Annotated in this window: 16 protein-coding genes; 7 read left to right on the plus strand and 9 right to left on the minus strand. The window is 47.0% G+C overall.

Annotation, left to right across the window (positions count from 1 at the left end; translation table 11 throughout):
* The first annotated feature begins 130 nt into the window (after positions 1-130).
* From murQ to J2Z34_RS11645, 4 genes are read left to right on the plus strand one after another with little or no spacing between them, the layout of a single operon-like run.
* Complete coding sequence (gene murQ, locus J2Z34_RS11630; RefSeq protein WP_209460035.1) at positions 131-1,048, plus strand: N-acetylmuramic acid 6-phosphate etherase; 918 nt, start codon at positions 131-133, stop codon at positions 1,046-1,048.
* 2 nt (positions 1,049-1,050) lie between these two features.
* On the plus strand, positions 1,051-2,424 hold the full coding sequence (locus J2Z34_RS11635; protein WP_209460036.1) for a PTS transporter subunit EIIC: 1,374 nt from the start codon (positions 1,051-1,053) through the stop codon (positions 2,422-2,424).
* A 20-nt stretch (positions 2,425-2,444) separates the two neighbouring features.
* Complete coding sequence (locus J2Z34_RS11640; RefSeq protein WP_209460037.1) at positions 2,445-3,491, plus strand: MupG family TIM beta-alpha barrel fold protein; 1,047 nt, start codon at positions 2,445-2,447, stop codon at positions 3,489-3,491.
* Between the two features lie 4 nt (positions 3,492-3,495).
* The gene (locus J2Z34_RS11645; protein WP_209460038.1) at positions 3,496-4,350 is read left to right on the plus strand and encodes a MurR/RpiR family transcriptional regulator; all 855 of its coding nucleotides are present in this window, start codon (positions 3,496-3,498) and stop codon (positions 4,348-4,350) included.
* Positions 4,351-4,432: 82 nt separating this feature from the next.
* On the opposite strand, the gene J2Z34_RS11650 is transcribed toward J2Z34_RS11645, so the two are convergent.
* The 9 genes from J2Z34_RS11650 to J2Z34_RS11690 form a co-directional block, all read right to left on the minus strand.
* The gene (locus J2Z34_RS11650; protein ID WP_209460039.1) at positions 4,433-5,101 is read right to left on the minus strand and encodes an alpha/beta fold hydrolase; all 669 of its coding nucleotides are present in this window, start codon (positions 5,099-5,101) and stop codon (positions 4,433-4,435) included.
* A 4-nt stretch (positions 5,102-5,105) separates the two neighbouring features.
* Positions 5,106-5,876, minus strand: a complete 771-nt coding sequence (gene trpA / locus J2Z34_RS11655; protein WP_209460040.1) for a tryptophan synthase subunit alpha — start codon at positions 5,874-5,876, stop codon at positions 5,106-5,108.
* Positions 5,863-7,053, minus strand: coding sequence for a tryptophan synthase subunit beta (gene trpB, locus J2Z34_RS11660; RefSeq protein WP_209460041.1), 1,191 nt, complete (start codon positions 7,051-7,053; stop codon positions 5,863-5,865). The genes trpA and trpB overlap by 14 nt, the downstream gene beginning before the upstream one ends.
* A complete protein-coding gene (locus J2Z34_RS11665; RefSeq protein WP_209460042.1) occupies positions 7,046-7,642 on the minus strand; it encodes a phosphoribosylanthranilate isomerase in 597 nt (198 codons plus the stop codon). The genes trpB and J2Z34_RS11665 overlap by 8 nt, the downstream gene beginning before the upstream one ends.
* Positions 7,639-8,424: an indole-3-glycerol phosphate synthase TrpC gene (trpC, locus tag J2Z34_RS11670; RefSeq protein WP_209460043.1), complete on the minus strand. Its 786-nt coding sequence runs from the start codon at positions 8,422-8,424 to the stop codon at positions 7,639-7,641. Before trpC ends, J2Z34_RS11665 begins: the two co-directional genes overlap by 4 nt.
* Complete coding sequence (gene trpD, locus J2Z34_RS11675) at positions 8,421-9,440, minus strand: anthranilate phosphoribosyltransferase (protein ID WP_209460044.1); 1,020 nt, start codon at positions 9,438-9,440, stop codon at positions 8,421-8,423. Before trpD ends, trpC begins: the two co-directional genes overlap by 4 nt.
* Entirely contained in the window at positions 9,437-10,012 is a 576-nt protein-coding gene (locus J2Z34_RS11680; protein ID WP_209460045.1) for an anthranilate synthase component II, read from the minus strand. Before J2Z34_RS11680 ends, trpD begins: the two co-directional genes overlap by 4 nt.
* A 1-nt stretch (position 10,013) precedes the next feature.
* Positions 10,014-11,474, minus strand: a complete 1,461-nt coding sequence (gene trpE, locus J2Z34_RS11685) for an anthranilate synthase component I (protein ID WP_209460046.1) — start codon at positions 11,472-11,474, stop codon at positions 10,014-10,016.
* Between the two features lie 350 nt (positions 11,475-11,824).
* Positions 11,825-12,100, minus strand: a complete 276-nt coding sequence (locus tag J2Z34_RS11690) for a DsrE family protein (RefSeq protein ID WP_209460047.1) — start codon at positions 12,098-12,100, stop codon at positions 11,825-11,827.
* A 582-nt stretch (positions 12,101-12,682) separates the two neighbouring features.
* Between J2Z34_RS11690 and J2Z34_RS17620 the strand changes: the two genes are divergently transcribed.
* From J2Z34_RS17620 to J2Z34_RS11700, 3 genes are read left to right on the plus strand one after another with little or no spacing between them, the layout of a single operon-like run.
* Entirely contained in the window at positions 12,683-12,880 is a 198-nt protein-coding gene (locus tag J2Z34_RS17620; RefSeq protein WP_245250686.1) for a hypothetical protein, read from the plus strand.
* Positions 12,880-13,242: an NAD(P)H-dependent oxidoreductase gene (locus J2Z34_RS17625; RefSeq protein ID WP_245250694.1), complete on the plus strand. Its 363-nt coding sequence runs from the start codon at positions 12,880-12,882 to the stop codon at positions 13,240-13,242. The genes J2Z34_RS17620 and J2Z34_RS17625 overlap by 1 nt, the downstream gene beginning before the upstream one ends.
* Complete coding sequence (locus J2Z34_RS11700) at positions 13,239-13,913, plus strand: NAD(P)H-dependent oxidoreductase (RefSeq protein WP_209460048.1); 675 nt, start codon at positions 13,239-13,241, stop codon at positions 13,911-13,913. The genes J2Z34_RS17625 and J2Z34_RS11700 overlap by 4 nt, the downstream gene beginning before the upstream one ends.
* Positions 13,914-14,045 lie beyond the last annotated feature (132 nt).

The following is a 14,045-nucleotide window of genomic DNA, read 5'->3' on the forward strand; positions in this document are numbered from 1 at the left end:
AGCAAAGAGTATACTCAAATAAGAAGTTTCTGTAAAGGTTTGTATTTTTGTTTCATTTTTTCATTTTATATATTGAAATTTTATTTCATAGCCGTATAATGGTGTCAAAGGCAGAACAAGGAGGATTCTAATGGATTTGACAAAACTTACTACTGAATCGAGAAACCTTGACACTTTGGACATTGACAGGGTATCCACCCTTGAGATGATGAGGATGCTAAACAGAGAGGACATGAAGGTTCCTTTAGCTGTTGCAAAGTCCCTTGACAGGATCGCTGAAGCGGTGGATGCAGCTGCTGCTGCAATTGCGTCCGGCGGCAGACTGATCTACATCGGTGCCGGTACGAGCGGAAGACTGGGCATACTTGATGCTTCGGAATGCCCGCCAACCTTTGGTACGGATCCTGGAATGGTTGTAGGAATCATCGCAGGCGGCAAGGAAGCAATTCTCGCCGCTGTTGAAGGCGCAGAGGACGATTTCGCAGGAGGAGCCAGTGACCTTGTCTCGGCAGGATTCACAAAGAGCGATGTACTTGTGGGAATCGCAGCAAGCGGAAGAACTCCATATGTCCTGGGAGCAATCGACCATGCAAAAAAGACAGGTGCGGTTACTGTATCAATATCCTGCAATCCCGGATCAGCAATGGCTCAGGCTGCTGACATACCAATTGTTGCAGAAGTAGGGCCAGAAGCCATAACCGGTTCCACCAGGCTCAAGGCCGGTACAGCACAAAAGCTCATTCTTAACATGATAACCACAGGAACAATGGTTAAGCTCGGAAAGGTATACTCAAATCTCATGGTAGATGTTTCGGCTACAAACGAAAAGCTTGTCGAAAGAAGAAAGAACATAGTAATGCAGGCTACAGGTGCTGATGCCGATGAAGCTTCAAAGCTAATCGAGCTGTCTCTTGGCAATCCTAAACTCGCAATACTCATTAAACTTACAGGACTGGGCAAGGATGAGGCTTCAAGGCTTCTTGACAAGAACAGCGGATACATATTAAGAGCGCTCGATGCTGCAGAAAACAAATTAAGGGAGGAATAGACATGGCTGTAAAAAATGACAGACTGACATCCGAAATACTTGAAAACTCAGGCGGCAGTGATAATGTCGCTTCAATAACAAACTGCATGACACGTGTAAGGATGACATTCAAGGATAACTCCAAGGTGAACACAGACAAGCTGAAAAAGATTGAAGGTGTCATGGGAGTCGTTGAAAGCAGCGGACAGTACCAGATAGTAGTCGGACCCGGAACCTCAACCAAGATTGCCCAGGAGCTCGAGAAGGTTACTGGAATAAAGGGACAGGTTGATGCAGAGTTCGGAAATGCCGATGCGGTAAAGAAGGATATGAAGGCAAGGTATGAGAAGCCATTCTCAAGGGTACTCAAGTCCATTTCAAACATATTCATACCGCTCATACCTGCATTCATTGCATCAGGACTAATAATGGGTATAAACAATCTATTGAAGAATCCTCTGGTCCTTCCGGGCTTCGCTGCTGCAAACCCAGCTCTCGTAGGACTTCTCGGAATCTTCGGAGCCGCAATATTCACGTATATGAACATACTGGTAGGCTATAATGCAGCCAGGGAATTCGGAGGCTCTGCCGCTCTGGGAGCAGTAATGGCCGGAATCCTGATGCATCCGTCACTTGGTGACATAGTTCTGTTCGGAACCAAGCTGGTTCCAGGCAGAGGAGGAATCATAGCAGTCCTTCTTGTAGTTTTCTTCGCCTCTAAGGTTGAGAAGTCTGTAAGAAAGCTGATGCCTGAGTCACTTGACCTCATACTGACTCCACTTATAACAGTCCTTGTAGCAGGTGCAGCTGCGGTTCTCGTACTTCAGCCACTTGGAGGCTGGATATCAGAATCCATAGGTAGGGCAGTAACCGGTGCCATTTCAGGTGGCGGAGCCTTCATCGGAGCAGCGCTTGCGGGCACATTCCTTCCGCTTGTAATGACAGGAATCCATCAGGGGCTTACACCGATCCATGCCGACCTTATAGCATCAAAGGGCTTCACAATACTCCTTCCGATTCTTGCAATGGCCGGTGCGGGTCAGGTTGGAGCATCAGTTGCGGTGTATTTCAAGACCAAGAACAAGAGGCTTAAAAGAACAATAGCCTCAGCACTTCCCGTCGGAATCCTTGGTGTTGGCGAACCCCTCATATATGGCGTAACACTTCCTCTTGGAAAGCCATTCCTCGGTGCATGCATCGGAGGAGCGGCAGGAGGAGCTGTAGTAGCTGCATTCGGCAACATCGGAGCTGTAGCAATGGGTCTTTCAGGTCTGCCTCTGGCAGCAGCGATAGTGCCTGGCGGTGCAATGAAGTACCTTATCGGAGTCTTATCGGCATACGTGGTTGGATTCATCGCAACCAGCCTTATAGGCTTCAATGATCCTGTAGAAGAATAAGATAATGGGAGGATGAAGACATGCATGGAATTTCAATATTTCCCGGAATGGGATATCCACTTGAAGACAGCTTGAAATACCTGGAGGAAGCCTCAAAGAGAGGCTTCACCAGGGTCTTCACCTCCCTGCATATACCTGAGGCCGGCAGCACCCTCGAATATGAGGCCGAAGCAATTGCCCAGAAGGCAGCCTCACTGGGCATGGAGCTGACAGCTGATGTGTCTAAGGGCTATATGAAGAAGATGGAGAGCATGGGGCTTAAAATACATGCTCTGAGACTTGATTTCGGTTTCTCCCCGGAGGAGATAGCGGAGCTTTCAAATTCAGACAGGTTCAAAATTCAGCTGAACGCATCAGTCCTTGATGAGGGAAGCCTGGACATTCTTCTTTCTCTTGGGCTTGACCCACTGAATGTTGAAGTCTGCCACAACTATTATCCAAGGCGCGATACGGGAATATCATGGGATTTTCTAAAGAAGAGAAACGACTTTTTCCATTCACTCGGGATGAAGACCATGGCCTTCATTCCCTCCAGGTCAGGTAAAAGAGGTCCCCTCTTCGAGGGTCTTCCGACAGTTGAAGCTCACAGGGATATCATGCCTATGGTCTCAGCTCAGCACCTGATGAAAGGTGGAACTGACCTTGTCCTATTCGGAGATGCAATCGCTTCCCTTCTGGAATTGGACTCACTTTCAGGCATAAGGCAGGATGTTGTCAGACTTCCAATACGCCTTCTGGCTGATGAAGCAGAAGCTTCCGCCTTCCTGTCAGGTATCCACCACAACAGGCTTGACCCTGCCGAGTATGTCATAAGGTCTGAAGAATCAAGAACTATTAAAAAAAGTAAGGTATTTCCTATAAATTGTATTAACAGAGATGTCTATTCTGTTACAATTGATAATAATGGTTATGGAAGGTATGAGGGAGAGCTGCAGATCGTAAAGAAGGACCTGCCTGCTGACCCCAGGGTAAATGTTTTGGGAAGCTCCCGTGACGGCAAGCTGCTCATAGACATGCTCGGTCCCGGAGACGCCTTCGAGTTCCACATACTAAAGGATAGGATGTGATTTGATGGCTGGATTCCTGAGAATCGAGCAGATGCGAGCCGGCTTCTCCAAATCGGAGGAAAAGATTGCAGACTACATACTGGAAAACGAATCGAAGATACCAAAATTCAACGTAAAGGAGTTTGCTGACAGCGTTGGCACAAGTACGGCCAGCATAGTCAGGTTCGCAAAGAAGCTGGGATACCAGAGCTTTGTGGAGTTCAGACTCGGCTTCCTTGAGTATCTCAAGGAGTCGGAAAGCGGAACAACAGTATATGAGGCAGTAGAAAAGAGTGACTCCATGGATGAGATCATCGATAAGATCAGCTCAGGAAACTCCAAGGCAATTCTCGATACTGCCGGAAGCCTCAATGCAGAAATGGTAGCCAGAGCAGTTGATGCCATAATAAAGTCAGAAAGGGTCTATTTCTTCGGAGTAGGACAGTCGGCACTTGTTGCAGAGGACTTCCAGCTGAAGCTCATGAGGATAGGAAAGGACTCCATATTCTACAAGGATACCCACAGCCAGCTTGCTTCTTCTGTGCACCTGAAGAAGGGAGACCTTGCCATAGGAATCTCCAACAGCGGCAGCTCCATGGAGGTCTTCAAGGCCCTGGAGAAGGCTAAGAGCAAGGGAGCAACCATAATTAGCATAACGAAGCTTGGCAGGAATCCGATATCTCAGCTTGCAGATATGGATTTCCATACCATAGCTGAAGAAAAGAACTACAGGACCGGAGCCATAGTCTCAAGGATGGCCCAGCTTACAATAGTTGACATTCTCTTCATCGGAGTGGCAAGGATGAGCTTTGATGAAGTGAGAGATGATATCAAGGAAACAAGAAGCATGGTTGAAGACCTGAAGCTCAGGATTACATGAAAATATAGAGAACCGGAAAATGCGCCATGCACATTCCCGGTTCTCTCATTTTAGACTTACTTTCTTCCTTCATCCACATTCTTCACTCCTCAACTCTATCGAGAAAGGGCTTCAGTATCCCGTATAGCTTCCTGCTGTGCACCACGTAGCTGGCATGGCCTTCACCCTCCAGGATCACGAGCCTTGAATTCCTGATGCACCCCGCTATATGCCGAGTGTGCTCTTCCTTTATGATATCGCTTTTTCCAGCGATGACTAGTGTTGGCACTTCGATCTTCTCCAGCTCCTCGTCTTTAATGTCAGGCTGTGTGAGCATCATCTTTACCTTTCTGCTTCTTGTAAAAAAATGGATGATCCTGAACATTCTGATGTATTTCCCTTTGACTCCATCAGGATTAAGATTCGCTCCGCTGACGGCAATTCCTGAGGTTAGCTCCGGATGCCTCAAAGCAAGCAGCAGAGCTACTATTCCACCATCACTGAAGCCGTACACGAAGGGTCTGTCTAATCCAAGCTTCCTTATGAGGCCTGCAGTGTCCTCTGCCATGCTATCGTATGACAGTTCGCTTACCTTGCTGCTTTTTCCATGTCCCCTGCTGTCCATGGCATACACACCATGGTCAATTGACAGCTCTTCGGAAAGAACATCGAAAATGCCATGGTCCTCGCCATTTCCGTGAAGAAGGACAACTGGCCTGCCTTCACCTGTTTTCTCATAGAATATGTCTATTCCATTCACATTCATAATCATTTCATCACCTTAAGGCTTCCTTCATAGACCTGACGTAGTCATAAATGTATTTTCCGGCATCCTCACCATGTTCAGCTATCAGCTTCACAATGGCGCTGCCGACGATAACGCCATCGGCGTATGATGATATCTCTTTTGCCTGATCCGGACTGCTTATCCCGAATCCAACTGCGATCTTAGTCTCCGTTGCATCCCGTGCCGCTTCAACTATGGATTTCAGGTCAGTCCTTATCTCGCTCCTTACACCGGTTACTCCCATTGATGAGACTATGTACAGGAACCCTGATGACTTCTCTGCAATCATCCTTATCCTCTTCTCTGAGGTAGGGGCTATCAGGGAAATGATGTCTATGCCATTTTCTTTAGCTATTCCAGCTACCTCGCCCTTTTCCTCGAATGGCAGGTCGGGTATTATGATCCCGTCAACTCCTGACTTTCTGCATCTTCCAAAAAACTCCTGATAGCCAGTCTTGAAAACAGGATTAAGATAAGTCAGGAATACCAGAGGTATCTCTGATACCTTCCTTACTTTCTCAACCAGCTGGAATACCTTTGTAAGGTCAGTTCCTGCCTTCAGCGCTCTGATGTTCGCTTCCTGGATGACCGGTCCCTCAGCCATGGGATCTGAAAATGGTATGCCTATCTCAACAAGGTCAGCTCCTGCCTTCTCCATTTCAAGTATGAACTCCAGGCTCTTATCAATACCGGGGTCGCCTGCTGTAAGGAAGCCTATGAATGCCTTCTTGTTTTCAAATGCCTTATCAATCCTCGTCATGAAGGTCCACCCCCTTGTACCTTGCTATAGCAGCCACATCCTTGTCTCCTCTTCCTGAAAGGCATATGATCATTATCGAATCCTTCGGCATACCTGGTGCTGCCTTCATTGCATAAGCCACCGCATGTGCGCTCTCTATGGCGCAGATTATACCCTCTGTTTTTGCGAGATATTCGAAAGCAGCAACTGCCTCGTCGTCAGTTACTGGAACATATTTTGCACGTCCCCTGTCGAACAGGTCGGCATGCTCGGGTCCTATCCCGGGATAATCAAGGCCTGCCGAAATAGAATATACAGGTGCTATCTGACCTTCGTCATCCTGGCAGAAATAGGACTTCATCCCATGGAATACGCCGACTGTCCCGGTTGAAAGGGTTGCAGCATGCATGTCGCTGGAAATGCCTCTTCCGGCTGCCTCACAGCCCACAAGCTCTACACCTTCATCAGATATGAAATTCCGGAACATACCCATGGCATTGCTGCCGCCGCCAACGCATGCGACTACCATATCAGGAAGCTTTCCTTCAGATTTGAGTATCTGCTCCCTTGCCTCCCTGCTGATAATGCTCTGGAAATCCCCCACCATCTCAGGAAACGGATGAGGTCCCATTACAGAGCCTATGACATAATGAGTGTCGTGGACCCTTCTCGTCCACTCCCTCATTGTCTCGTTGACAGCATCCTTCAAGGTCATGGTACCGCTTGTGACCTCATGGACAGTTGCTCCCAGTAGCTTCATCCTGTATACATTGAGGGCCTGCCTTACCGTATCCTCCCTGCCCATGAATATCTCGCACTCAAGCCCAAGAAGCGCCGCTGCAGTAGCCGTGGCAACTCCATGCTGTCCTGCACCAGTCTCGGCTATTACCCTTGTCTTTCCCATCCGTTTGGCAAGAAGCACCTGACCCAGCACATTGTTTATCTTGTGGGAACCAGTATGGTTCAAATCCTCCCTCTTGAGATAGATCTTCGCCCCTCCCAGGTCCTCTGTCATCTTTTTCGCGAAATAAAGAAGGGATGGACGTCCTGCATAATCCTTCAGGAGCGCTTCAAGCTCGCTTACGAAATTCGGGTCCGCCATTGCTTCCCTATATGCCTTCTCCAGATTTATTATCTCATTCATCAGAGTTTCAGGGACATATTGACCGCCGTGTATTCCGAATCTTCCGTCACCCATTACTTACCATCCTCCTTATCTTCTTCATCTTTTCCAAATCCTTAAGCCCGTCTGTCTCGACTCCGCTTGAAAGGTCAACCGCAAATGGATTGATTGCTTCCATTGCATCCCTTATGTTTCCTGAATTGAGTCCTCCTGCAAGGAAATACTCCCTGCTGAAGCCCTCAAGAATGCTCCAGTCAAATGTCTTCCCGGTTCCGGCTCCGCTGTCGAAAAGGATATAGTCAGCGGTGCTTGATTCAGCATTCCGAACATCTTCCCTGCTCACAGGTCTTACCGCCTTTATGATGACAGCATCTGTCTTTTCCCTGAGCCTTGAGATATATTCCTCATCCTCATGTCCATGGAGCTGCACCATTGATATCGTCTCATCTGACAGAATCTCAAGAATCCTTTCGATTTCTTCATCCACGAAGACTCCAACTGTGGCTATCGAAGGATCGAGCAGCTTCCTTAGCTCCTTTGCATTTTCCCGGCTAACCTGCCTTTTGCTCCTTGCAAACACAAAGCCTGCATATTCCGGATGCACTTCATTTGCATAACCAATATCCTCTTCCCTGAAAAGGCCGCATATCTTTAGCCTTGTCATATCTTCATCCCCTTAAGCTTCTGAAGTTCTGTCTTCTTGTCAGGACTCCTCATGAGAGTCTCTCCAATCAGGACTGCGTCAGTCCCGATATTTTCGAGCATCTCAATGTCCTCCCTTGTCCTTATACCACTTTCAGACACAAATACTATTCCAGGCGGCACAAGCTTCCTAAGCCTTACGCTTGTGTCGATGTCAACCTCGAAGGTCTTGAGGTCCCTGTTGTTTACCCCTATAACCCTTGCGCCGGCATTTACTGCAGACCTTACTTCCTTCTCGTCATGGACCTCTACAAGTGCTGATAGCCCTAAAGAGTGAGCAATACCTATGTATTCTGAAAGCGTCTTCTCGTCCAGGAGAGAACAGATAAGTAGGACTGCAGATGCACCCAAAACCTTTGCCTCATAAATCTGGTAGCTGCTGACAGTGAAGTCCTTCCTGAGGACAGGGATCCCGACTTTCTTTGCTATATCTCTCAGATACTCGTCACTTCCCATGAACCAGAAGGGCTCAGTCAGCACTGAAATGGCGGTGGCCCCAGCCTTCTCGTATTCAATCGCTATTGCCAGATGGTCGAAATCGTGAGCGATTACCCCTTTTGACGGTGACGCCTTCTTTACTTCACAGATGAACGATATACCTGGGGCCTTGAGAACCTCTTCAAAAGGATACCCCGTATCCGGATCCATGGCAGTTGCCTCAGCCATGACTTTTTCAAGAGGTTTCACCAACATAAGCTCTCTAACCCTTTCCCTTGTCCTGTCAGCTATCTTCTGGAGTATCATGCTGAAGTCACCTGAGATGCTGCAATGAGGGACTTCAACTTTTCAATCGCAGCTCCACTGTCTATTGTTTCTGCAGCCATGAGGATGCCTTCCCTGACAGTGTCCGCTGTTCCTGCAATGTACAGGCAAAGCGCTGCGTTTAAGAGCACCACATCTCTTTTGGGGCCTCTCTCCAGTCCTGAAAGGATCCGTTCGGTTATCACAGCATTCTCTTCAGGATGTCCTCCGACAAGGTCCTCAGGCATGCAAAGCTTAAAGCCAAGCTCACGTGGGTCGATTGTTCCGGTGGTCAGAACTCCATCCCTGATCTCACAGAACTTTGTGGTTGTAGTAAGTGTAGCCTCATCCAATCCGTCTCCTCCGCAGATCACCATCCCTCTCTCCACTCCAAGGTTTGAAAGAACCCTTGCCAGAGGCTCCACCAGGTCCTCATGATAAACGCCCATAAGCTGGAGCTTTGCTCCTGCAGGGTTGGCAAGAGGCCCGAGAATATTGAAAACCGTCCTGATTCCAAGCTCCCTTCGAACAGGAGCCGCATGCTTCATCGATGAATGGTAGCTGGGCGCGAACATGAAGCATATTCCGTGCTCGTCGAGTATTTCTGCAGCCCTTTCGCAGCTTGTTGCAATGTTGACACCAAGGCACTCAAGTACGTCTGCTGCACCACTCTTGCTTGAAACACCCCTGTTGCCGTGCTTTGCAACCCTTACACCGGCAGCTGCCACTACAAATGCAGTAGTGGTTGATATGTTGAACGTACCTGCAAGGTCTCCTCCTGTTCCCACAATATCCATGGCAGCAAGTTCAGACCTGACCTTAAGTGCCTTTTCCCTCATGACCTCGGCAAACGAAGTAATCTCCTCTACACTTTCCCCTTTAAGCCTTATGGCAGTGAGGAAGCTTCCGATCTGCGACGGAGTGGCAACTCCGTCCATGATCTCTTCCATGGCGGACCTTGCCATTTCGTCATCCAGGTCCTTCCCGTCCATTAGCATTCCTATTGCTTCTTTTATCATTTGTTTGTCCCTCCAAGAAAATTCAGGAGTATCGTCCTTCCCATGGGAGTAAGTATTGATTCGGGATGGAACTGGACTCCATATACGCTGAAGCTCTTGTGTCTAACTGCCATGATTTCTCCATCCTCTGTCCTTGCCGTCACTACCAGCTCATCCGGAATCGTGTCTCCAAGCGCTGCCAGTGAATGATACCTTGCTGCCTCAATCTTTCCAGGCAGATCCCTGAAAAGAATGCAGCTGTTATCAACTGTGATTTCCGACTGCTTTCCATGCATGAGCTCTTTTGCATAGGATACGGTGGCCCCGAATGCCTCGCATATTGCCTGATGTCCGAGGCATACTCCCAGTATAGGTACCCTGCCTGCAAAATGCCTTACCACTTCGATGCATATTCCTGCATCAGACGGCTTTCCCGGGCCCGGCGATATTATGATAGACCTTGGGTTCATCCTTTCTATATCCAATACGGTCACGGCATCATTCCGCACTACCTGAACATCCGGATCTATTGAGCCTATCAGCTGGAACAGGTTGTAAGAAAAGCTGTCATAGTTGTCAATAAGAAGTATCATCTCAAACCTCCTGTGAGCCTTTTATGGCTTCGATCACTGCCCTCGCCTTGTTCGCGCATTCCATGTATTCTGATTCCGGGACACTGTCCGCTACAATTCCTGCGCCAGACCTTACAAAGACCTTCCCGTTCTTCTTGAAGGCTGTCCTTATGGCTATGCAGGTATCCATGTTCCCTGAAAAGTCCAGATAGCCTATGGCTCCTCCGTACAGTCCCCTCTTGCAGTCCTCAAGCTCGTTTATTATCTCGCATGCCCTGATCTTCGGTGCACCTGACAGCGTACCTGCCGGGAGCACAGCCTCGATGGCATCCATTGCGCCAAGTTCTTTCCTTATCTTTCCTTTTACCGTTGACCCAATATGCATGACATGCGAGAACTTAAGAACCTCCAGATAATCCAGGACCTCCACTGTCCCGAACTCACTTATCCTCCCAAGGTCATTTCTTCCAAGGTCCACAAGCATGTTGTGCTCCGAAAGTTCCTTTTTGTCAGATAAGAGCTCCTCAGTCAGCCGTTCATCCTCAGCTGAATCCTTACCCCTCGGCCTTGTGCCTGCCAGTGGGAATGTCTTAAGCACCCCATCCCTCAATGTTACGAGAGTCTCCGGAGAAGCTCCGGCTATTTCCATATCATCGCTTCCAAGATAGAACATGTATGGTGACGGGTTGGTGGTGCGAAGCATCCTGTATGTGTCAAGGAGACTTCCCTCAGCCTCTGCATGCATCCTGTTAGACAGTACTACCTGGAAAATGTCCCCTTCCCTGATATGCTCCTTTGCCTTCTCGACCATGCTGCAGAACTCAGTCTCATCATGCATCTGGCTAAATCCTGACTTAAGCCTTAGTTTTGGCCCCACTGCCTTCTCACCGTTTTTTACGATTTCGATGATATCTTCAATCTCCCTGCAGGCATTTGCATAGCCCTCCTCCTTATCCTTTGAGTCGAAGCTGACTATCACAGAAATCTTCTGCCTCAGGTTGTCAAATGCTATGACCTTGTCAAAGAGCATAAGGTCCACATCCTTCAGCCCCTCCTCATCCCTTGCATCCAAGCTAAGGCTTCTTTCCTGGTACTTAAGGTAATCGTAGGAGAAATATCCAACCAGACCTCCTGAAAAAGGCGGCAGGTATTGAAGCCTTGGGCTTTCATTCTCCATAAGGATTCTCCTGATGTGCTTGCCCGGCTCCATAGTAAATTTCTCATATCCATCTTCGCCTGTGACCTTGAGGTTCCCATCCATACAGGATATCTCAAGCTTCGGATCGAAGCCCAGGAAAGTGTACCGACCCCAGTTCTCCGGATTCTCCATGCTTTCGAGTATGAAGCAGTGCCTGCTTTTAGCCATCAGCGCTGACAGGACCTCCATTGGAGTCCTGATATCCGAAAGTATCTCACGACTCACTGGGATTCTCCTGTATTCTTCAGCTAGTTTCCTTGCTTCTTCAATTCCTGGTCTGTACATCTTTACACCTCCAAATAAAAAAGCCCGCCCTTGACAATCACTGTCAAGGGCGGGCGTAACCCACGGTGCCACCTTGCTTCACACAGGTATGAGAAATAAGCCTGTGCAATCTTTTGCGGGATACTGACATATCCCCGGCAACTTACGTATGCCCTACGTCACAGGATACTAAGATTTCTCTTTTCGCTGCGCCCTCGGTGGCCCATTTAACAGTCTGCGTTCTGCCGGAATCTCAGCTTACCCGGTTCTCTGTAAGTGCACGGTCTGTTTTTATCCCCACGTCTTAGGTTTATTTGATATTGAATTAACACATATTATTGCAGGATGTTCCCATATTGTCAACATAATTTTCAGATTATGGTGTTGATCGGGCATACATCAGTTCCATTCATCCCCCTTGACTTCAGGCAGGTCCCGCATGCCAGTATCTCCCCTTCAAGCTCATCAAATGCCTTCACCTGCGCAGCTACATCATACTTCTCATGGGTAAGATATTCTATCTCTACTCCTTCACCCATAAGGAATACCTTGACCTCATGCCCCTTCTTCTTTGCAGTAACAGCAAACCTCATTGCATTCCATGATTTCTCAAATTCCTTCGTTTCAATGATTACTCCAAGCTTCATTTTATACCTCCAAATTAATTATCTTATTCTTATACAATGATTTTACCAATTCTCACTGTCTGTATCCATGATTTGTTTTCCGTTTGCCACTAATCCCTGATGCAACCTATCGGAACAACAAAAATCCCAGCCTTTCGCTCATAAGCATATTCCCCGCCAGTCAAAATCTATCAATCTACAATTTAATTCAGTAGTAATAAGTTTAACAATGTAATAATTGTTTGTCAGAAAATTCCCAAAATTTTCATACTCAAAAAAATCATAGTGCTATACTATTGTTGGAGCCTATACACTGTAATAGCATTATCCTTACGCATGCACCTGTTCTTACTCTAATGTTCTTACATCTGGTTACTGATTTCTGGATTTGCGCACTGTAGCATAAGGCATATACTGACATGCACAAAGCTGCCGATTGATGTTTTCATGTATGATTCAGTCTTTAACAGGTGGTACAGGCACAATTAAAAGCGGAAATCACCGCTCAAATACCCGATTTAGCTGTCATTGTTTTATGGTTGCAACGAAAAATTGTCATTCGTGCCAAAGTTTTTTAACGCACGGCGTTAAGAAAGGAGATTCATGAAGGCTACTGTTATTTCCGATAATGAGCACAAGACAGAACTATACCAGAAACTTAGTGAGCTTACGGCTACGTTTCTTAATGGCAAAGGGCTTGATGCGAATATGATCGATGTAGGAAGCGATGACCTTGCATATTGCAGCGGATGTTTCGAATGTTGGACAAAAACACCTGGTGAGTGCGTAAAAGCGACTTGATGAGAAAAATCAGCCAAAGCTTTATGGACAGTGATGTTGTAGTATATATGAGTCCCGTTATTTTCGGGCACTACAGTTCAAACATAAAGAACATCATCGACAGGTTGCTCCAGAACGAACTCCCGTTTATGTTAACGAGATCTGATGGATCAACCGGTAATGCAGTGAGATATGAGGAACATCCGAAGCAGATCGTATTAGGTTATGGAAACCAGCTCTCTGCAGAGGATGTACAGCTATTCAAGGACATCACTATGAAACATCGAAAAAGCTTTGATGTCATGGTTTATCAGGGAACCGACGGGGACATTACCGAAGCTTTGGGCAGGGTAAAGCTTGGGAAGGTTGGTGGAGAGTTATGAAAAACATTGTTCTCATCAATGGCAGTCCAAAGGTAGGTGAACCATCCACGTCAAGACACCTGATAGACATAGCTTCACCACACTTTAATGGTGTACAGACTAACAGGATAATCATTGATGTTCAGAAAAGCATGGAGAACCATACTACTCAGTCAGACTTTGAAGCTATCCTGAATGCTGACGCAGTCATAATCGCTTTCCCCCTCTACATGTTCGGTCTACCCGGCATGCTGATCAAATACCTTGAGGATTTACAAACGTTCTACATCCAGAAGGGCATGCCGGAAAAGGGTACTAAAGTATATGCTATCGTCAACAGCGGATATCCTGAGCCTGAAGTTAACCTTGAAGCTGTCAGAGTGATTCGGAGCTTCTGTCAGCACATAAATGCGCATTTCCGCTTCGGAGTTCTAGTTGGTGGTGGACCTCTTCTGCTAAGCCAGGGAAATTCATCTGCTACTAAAAAGCCCCTGAACAGCTTGAACGATGCATTTACAGCAATATCAGAAGATATTGGAAGAAGCGATTTTCAGAATATTGACAACTTCATCATCCCAATTAGTTTCCCAAGACGTCTGTATCTTTTCATGGGTGGCAGAGCATGGTTGCCTATGGCCAAAAAAAATGGATTGAAGAAAGCAGACCTATACAGAAGGCCTTACCAGGCGTAAAGCAAAAAATAATAAAGAGAAAGGATTTGAGTTTTTTCAAATCCTTTCTCTATTACTATTATTCCTTGCTCAATCAACAAAAGTAGTTTGTAAAATGCAGTTGTAAATACAAAAAGTCCTTTAATTTATGTT

Source organism: Youngiibacter multivorans, assembly GCF_017873395.1.
GTDB lineage: Bacteria > Bacillota > Clostridia > Clostridiales > Clostridiaceae > Youngiibacter > Youngiibacter multivorans.

Coding starts and splice junctions, on each gene's coding strand:
- murQ (WP_209460035.1), top strand. CDS start 131: ATGGATTTGACAAAACTTACTACTGAATCGAGAAACCTTGACACTTTG.
- J2Z34_RS11635 (WP_209460036.1), top strand. CDS start 1,051: ATGGCTGTAAAAAATGACAGACTGACATCCGAAATACTTGAAAACTCA.
- J2Z34_RS11640 (WP_209460037.1), top strand. CDS start 2,445: ATGCATGGAATTTCAATATTTCCCGGAATGGGATATCCACTTGAAGAC.
- J2Z34_RS11645 (WP_209460038.1), top strand. CDS start 3,496: ATGGCTGGATTCCTGAGAATCGAGCAGATGCGAGCCGGCTTCTCCAAA.
- J2Z34_RS11650 (WP_209460039.1), bottom strand. CDS start 5,101: ATGATTATGAATGTGAATGGAATAGACATATTCTATGAGAAAACAGGT.
- trpA (WP_209460040.1), bottom strand. CDS start 5,876: ATGACGAGGATTGATAAGGCATTTGAAAACAAGAAGGCATTCATAGGC.
- trpB (WP_209460041.1), bottom strand. CDS start 7,053: ATGGGTGACGGAAGATTCGGAATACACGGCGGTCAATATGTCCCTGAA.
- J2Z34_RS11665 (WP_209460042.1), bottom strand. CDS start 7,642: ATGACAAGGCTAAAGATATGCGGCCTTTTCAGGGAAGAGGATATTGGT.
- trpC (WP_209460043.1), bottom strand. CDS start 8,424: ATGATACTCCAGAAGATAGCTGACAGGACAAGGGAAAGGGTTAGAGAG.
- trpD (WP_209460044.1), bottom strand. CDS start 9,440: ATGATAAAAGAAGCAATAGGAATGCTAATGGACGGGAAGGACCTGGAT.
- J2Z34_RS11680 (WP_209460045.1), bottom strand. CDS start 10,012: ATGATACTTCTTATTGACAACTATGACAGCTTTTCTTACAACCTGTTC.
- trpE (WP_209460046.1), bottom strand. CDS start 11,474: ATGTACAGACCAGGAATTGAAGAAGCAAGGAAACTAGCTGAAGAATAC.
- J2Z34_RS11690 (WP_209460047.1), bottom strand. CDS start 12,100: ATGAAGCTTGGAGTAATCATTGAAACGAAGGAATTTGAGAAATCATGG.
- J2Z34_RS17620 (WP_245250686.1), top strand. CDS start 12,683: ATGAAGGCTACTGTTATTTCCGATAATGAGCACAAGACAGAACTATAC.
- J2Z34_RS17625 (WP_245250694.1), top strand. CDS start 12,880: ATGAGAAAAATCAGCCAAAGCTTTATGGACAGTGATGTTGTAGTATAT.
- J2Z34_RS11700 (WP_209460048.1), top strand. CDS start 13,239: ATGAAAAACATTGTTCTCATCAATGGCAGTCCAAAGGTAGGTGAACCA.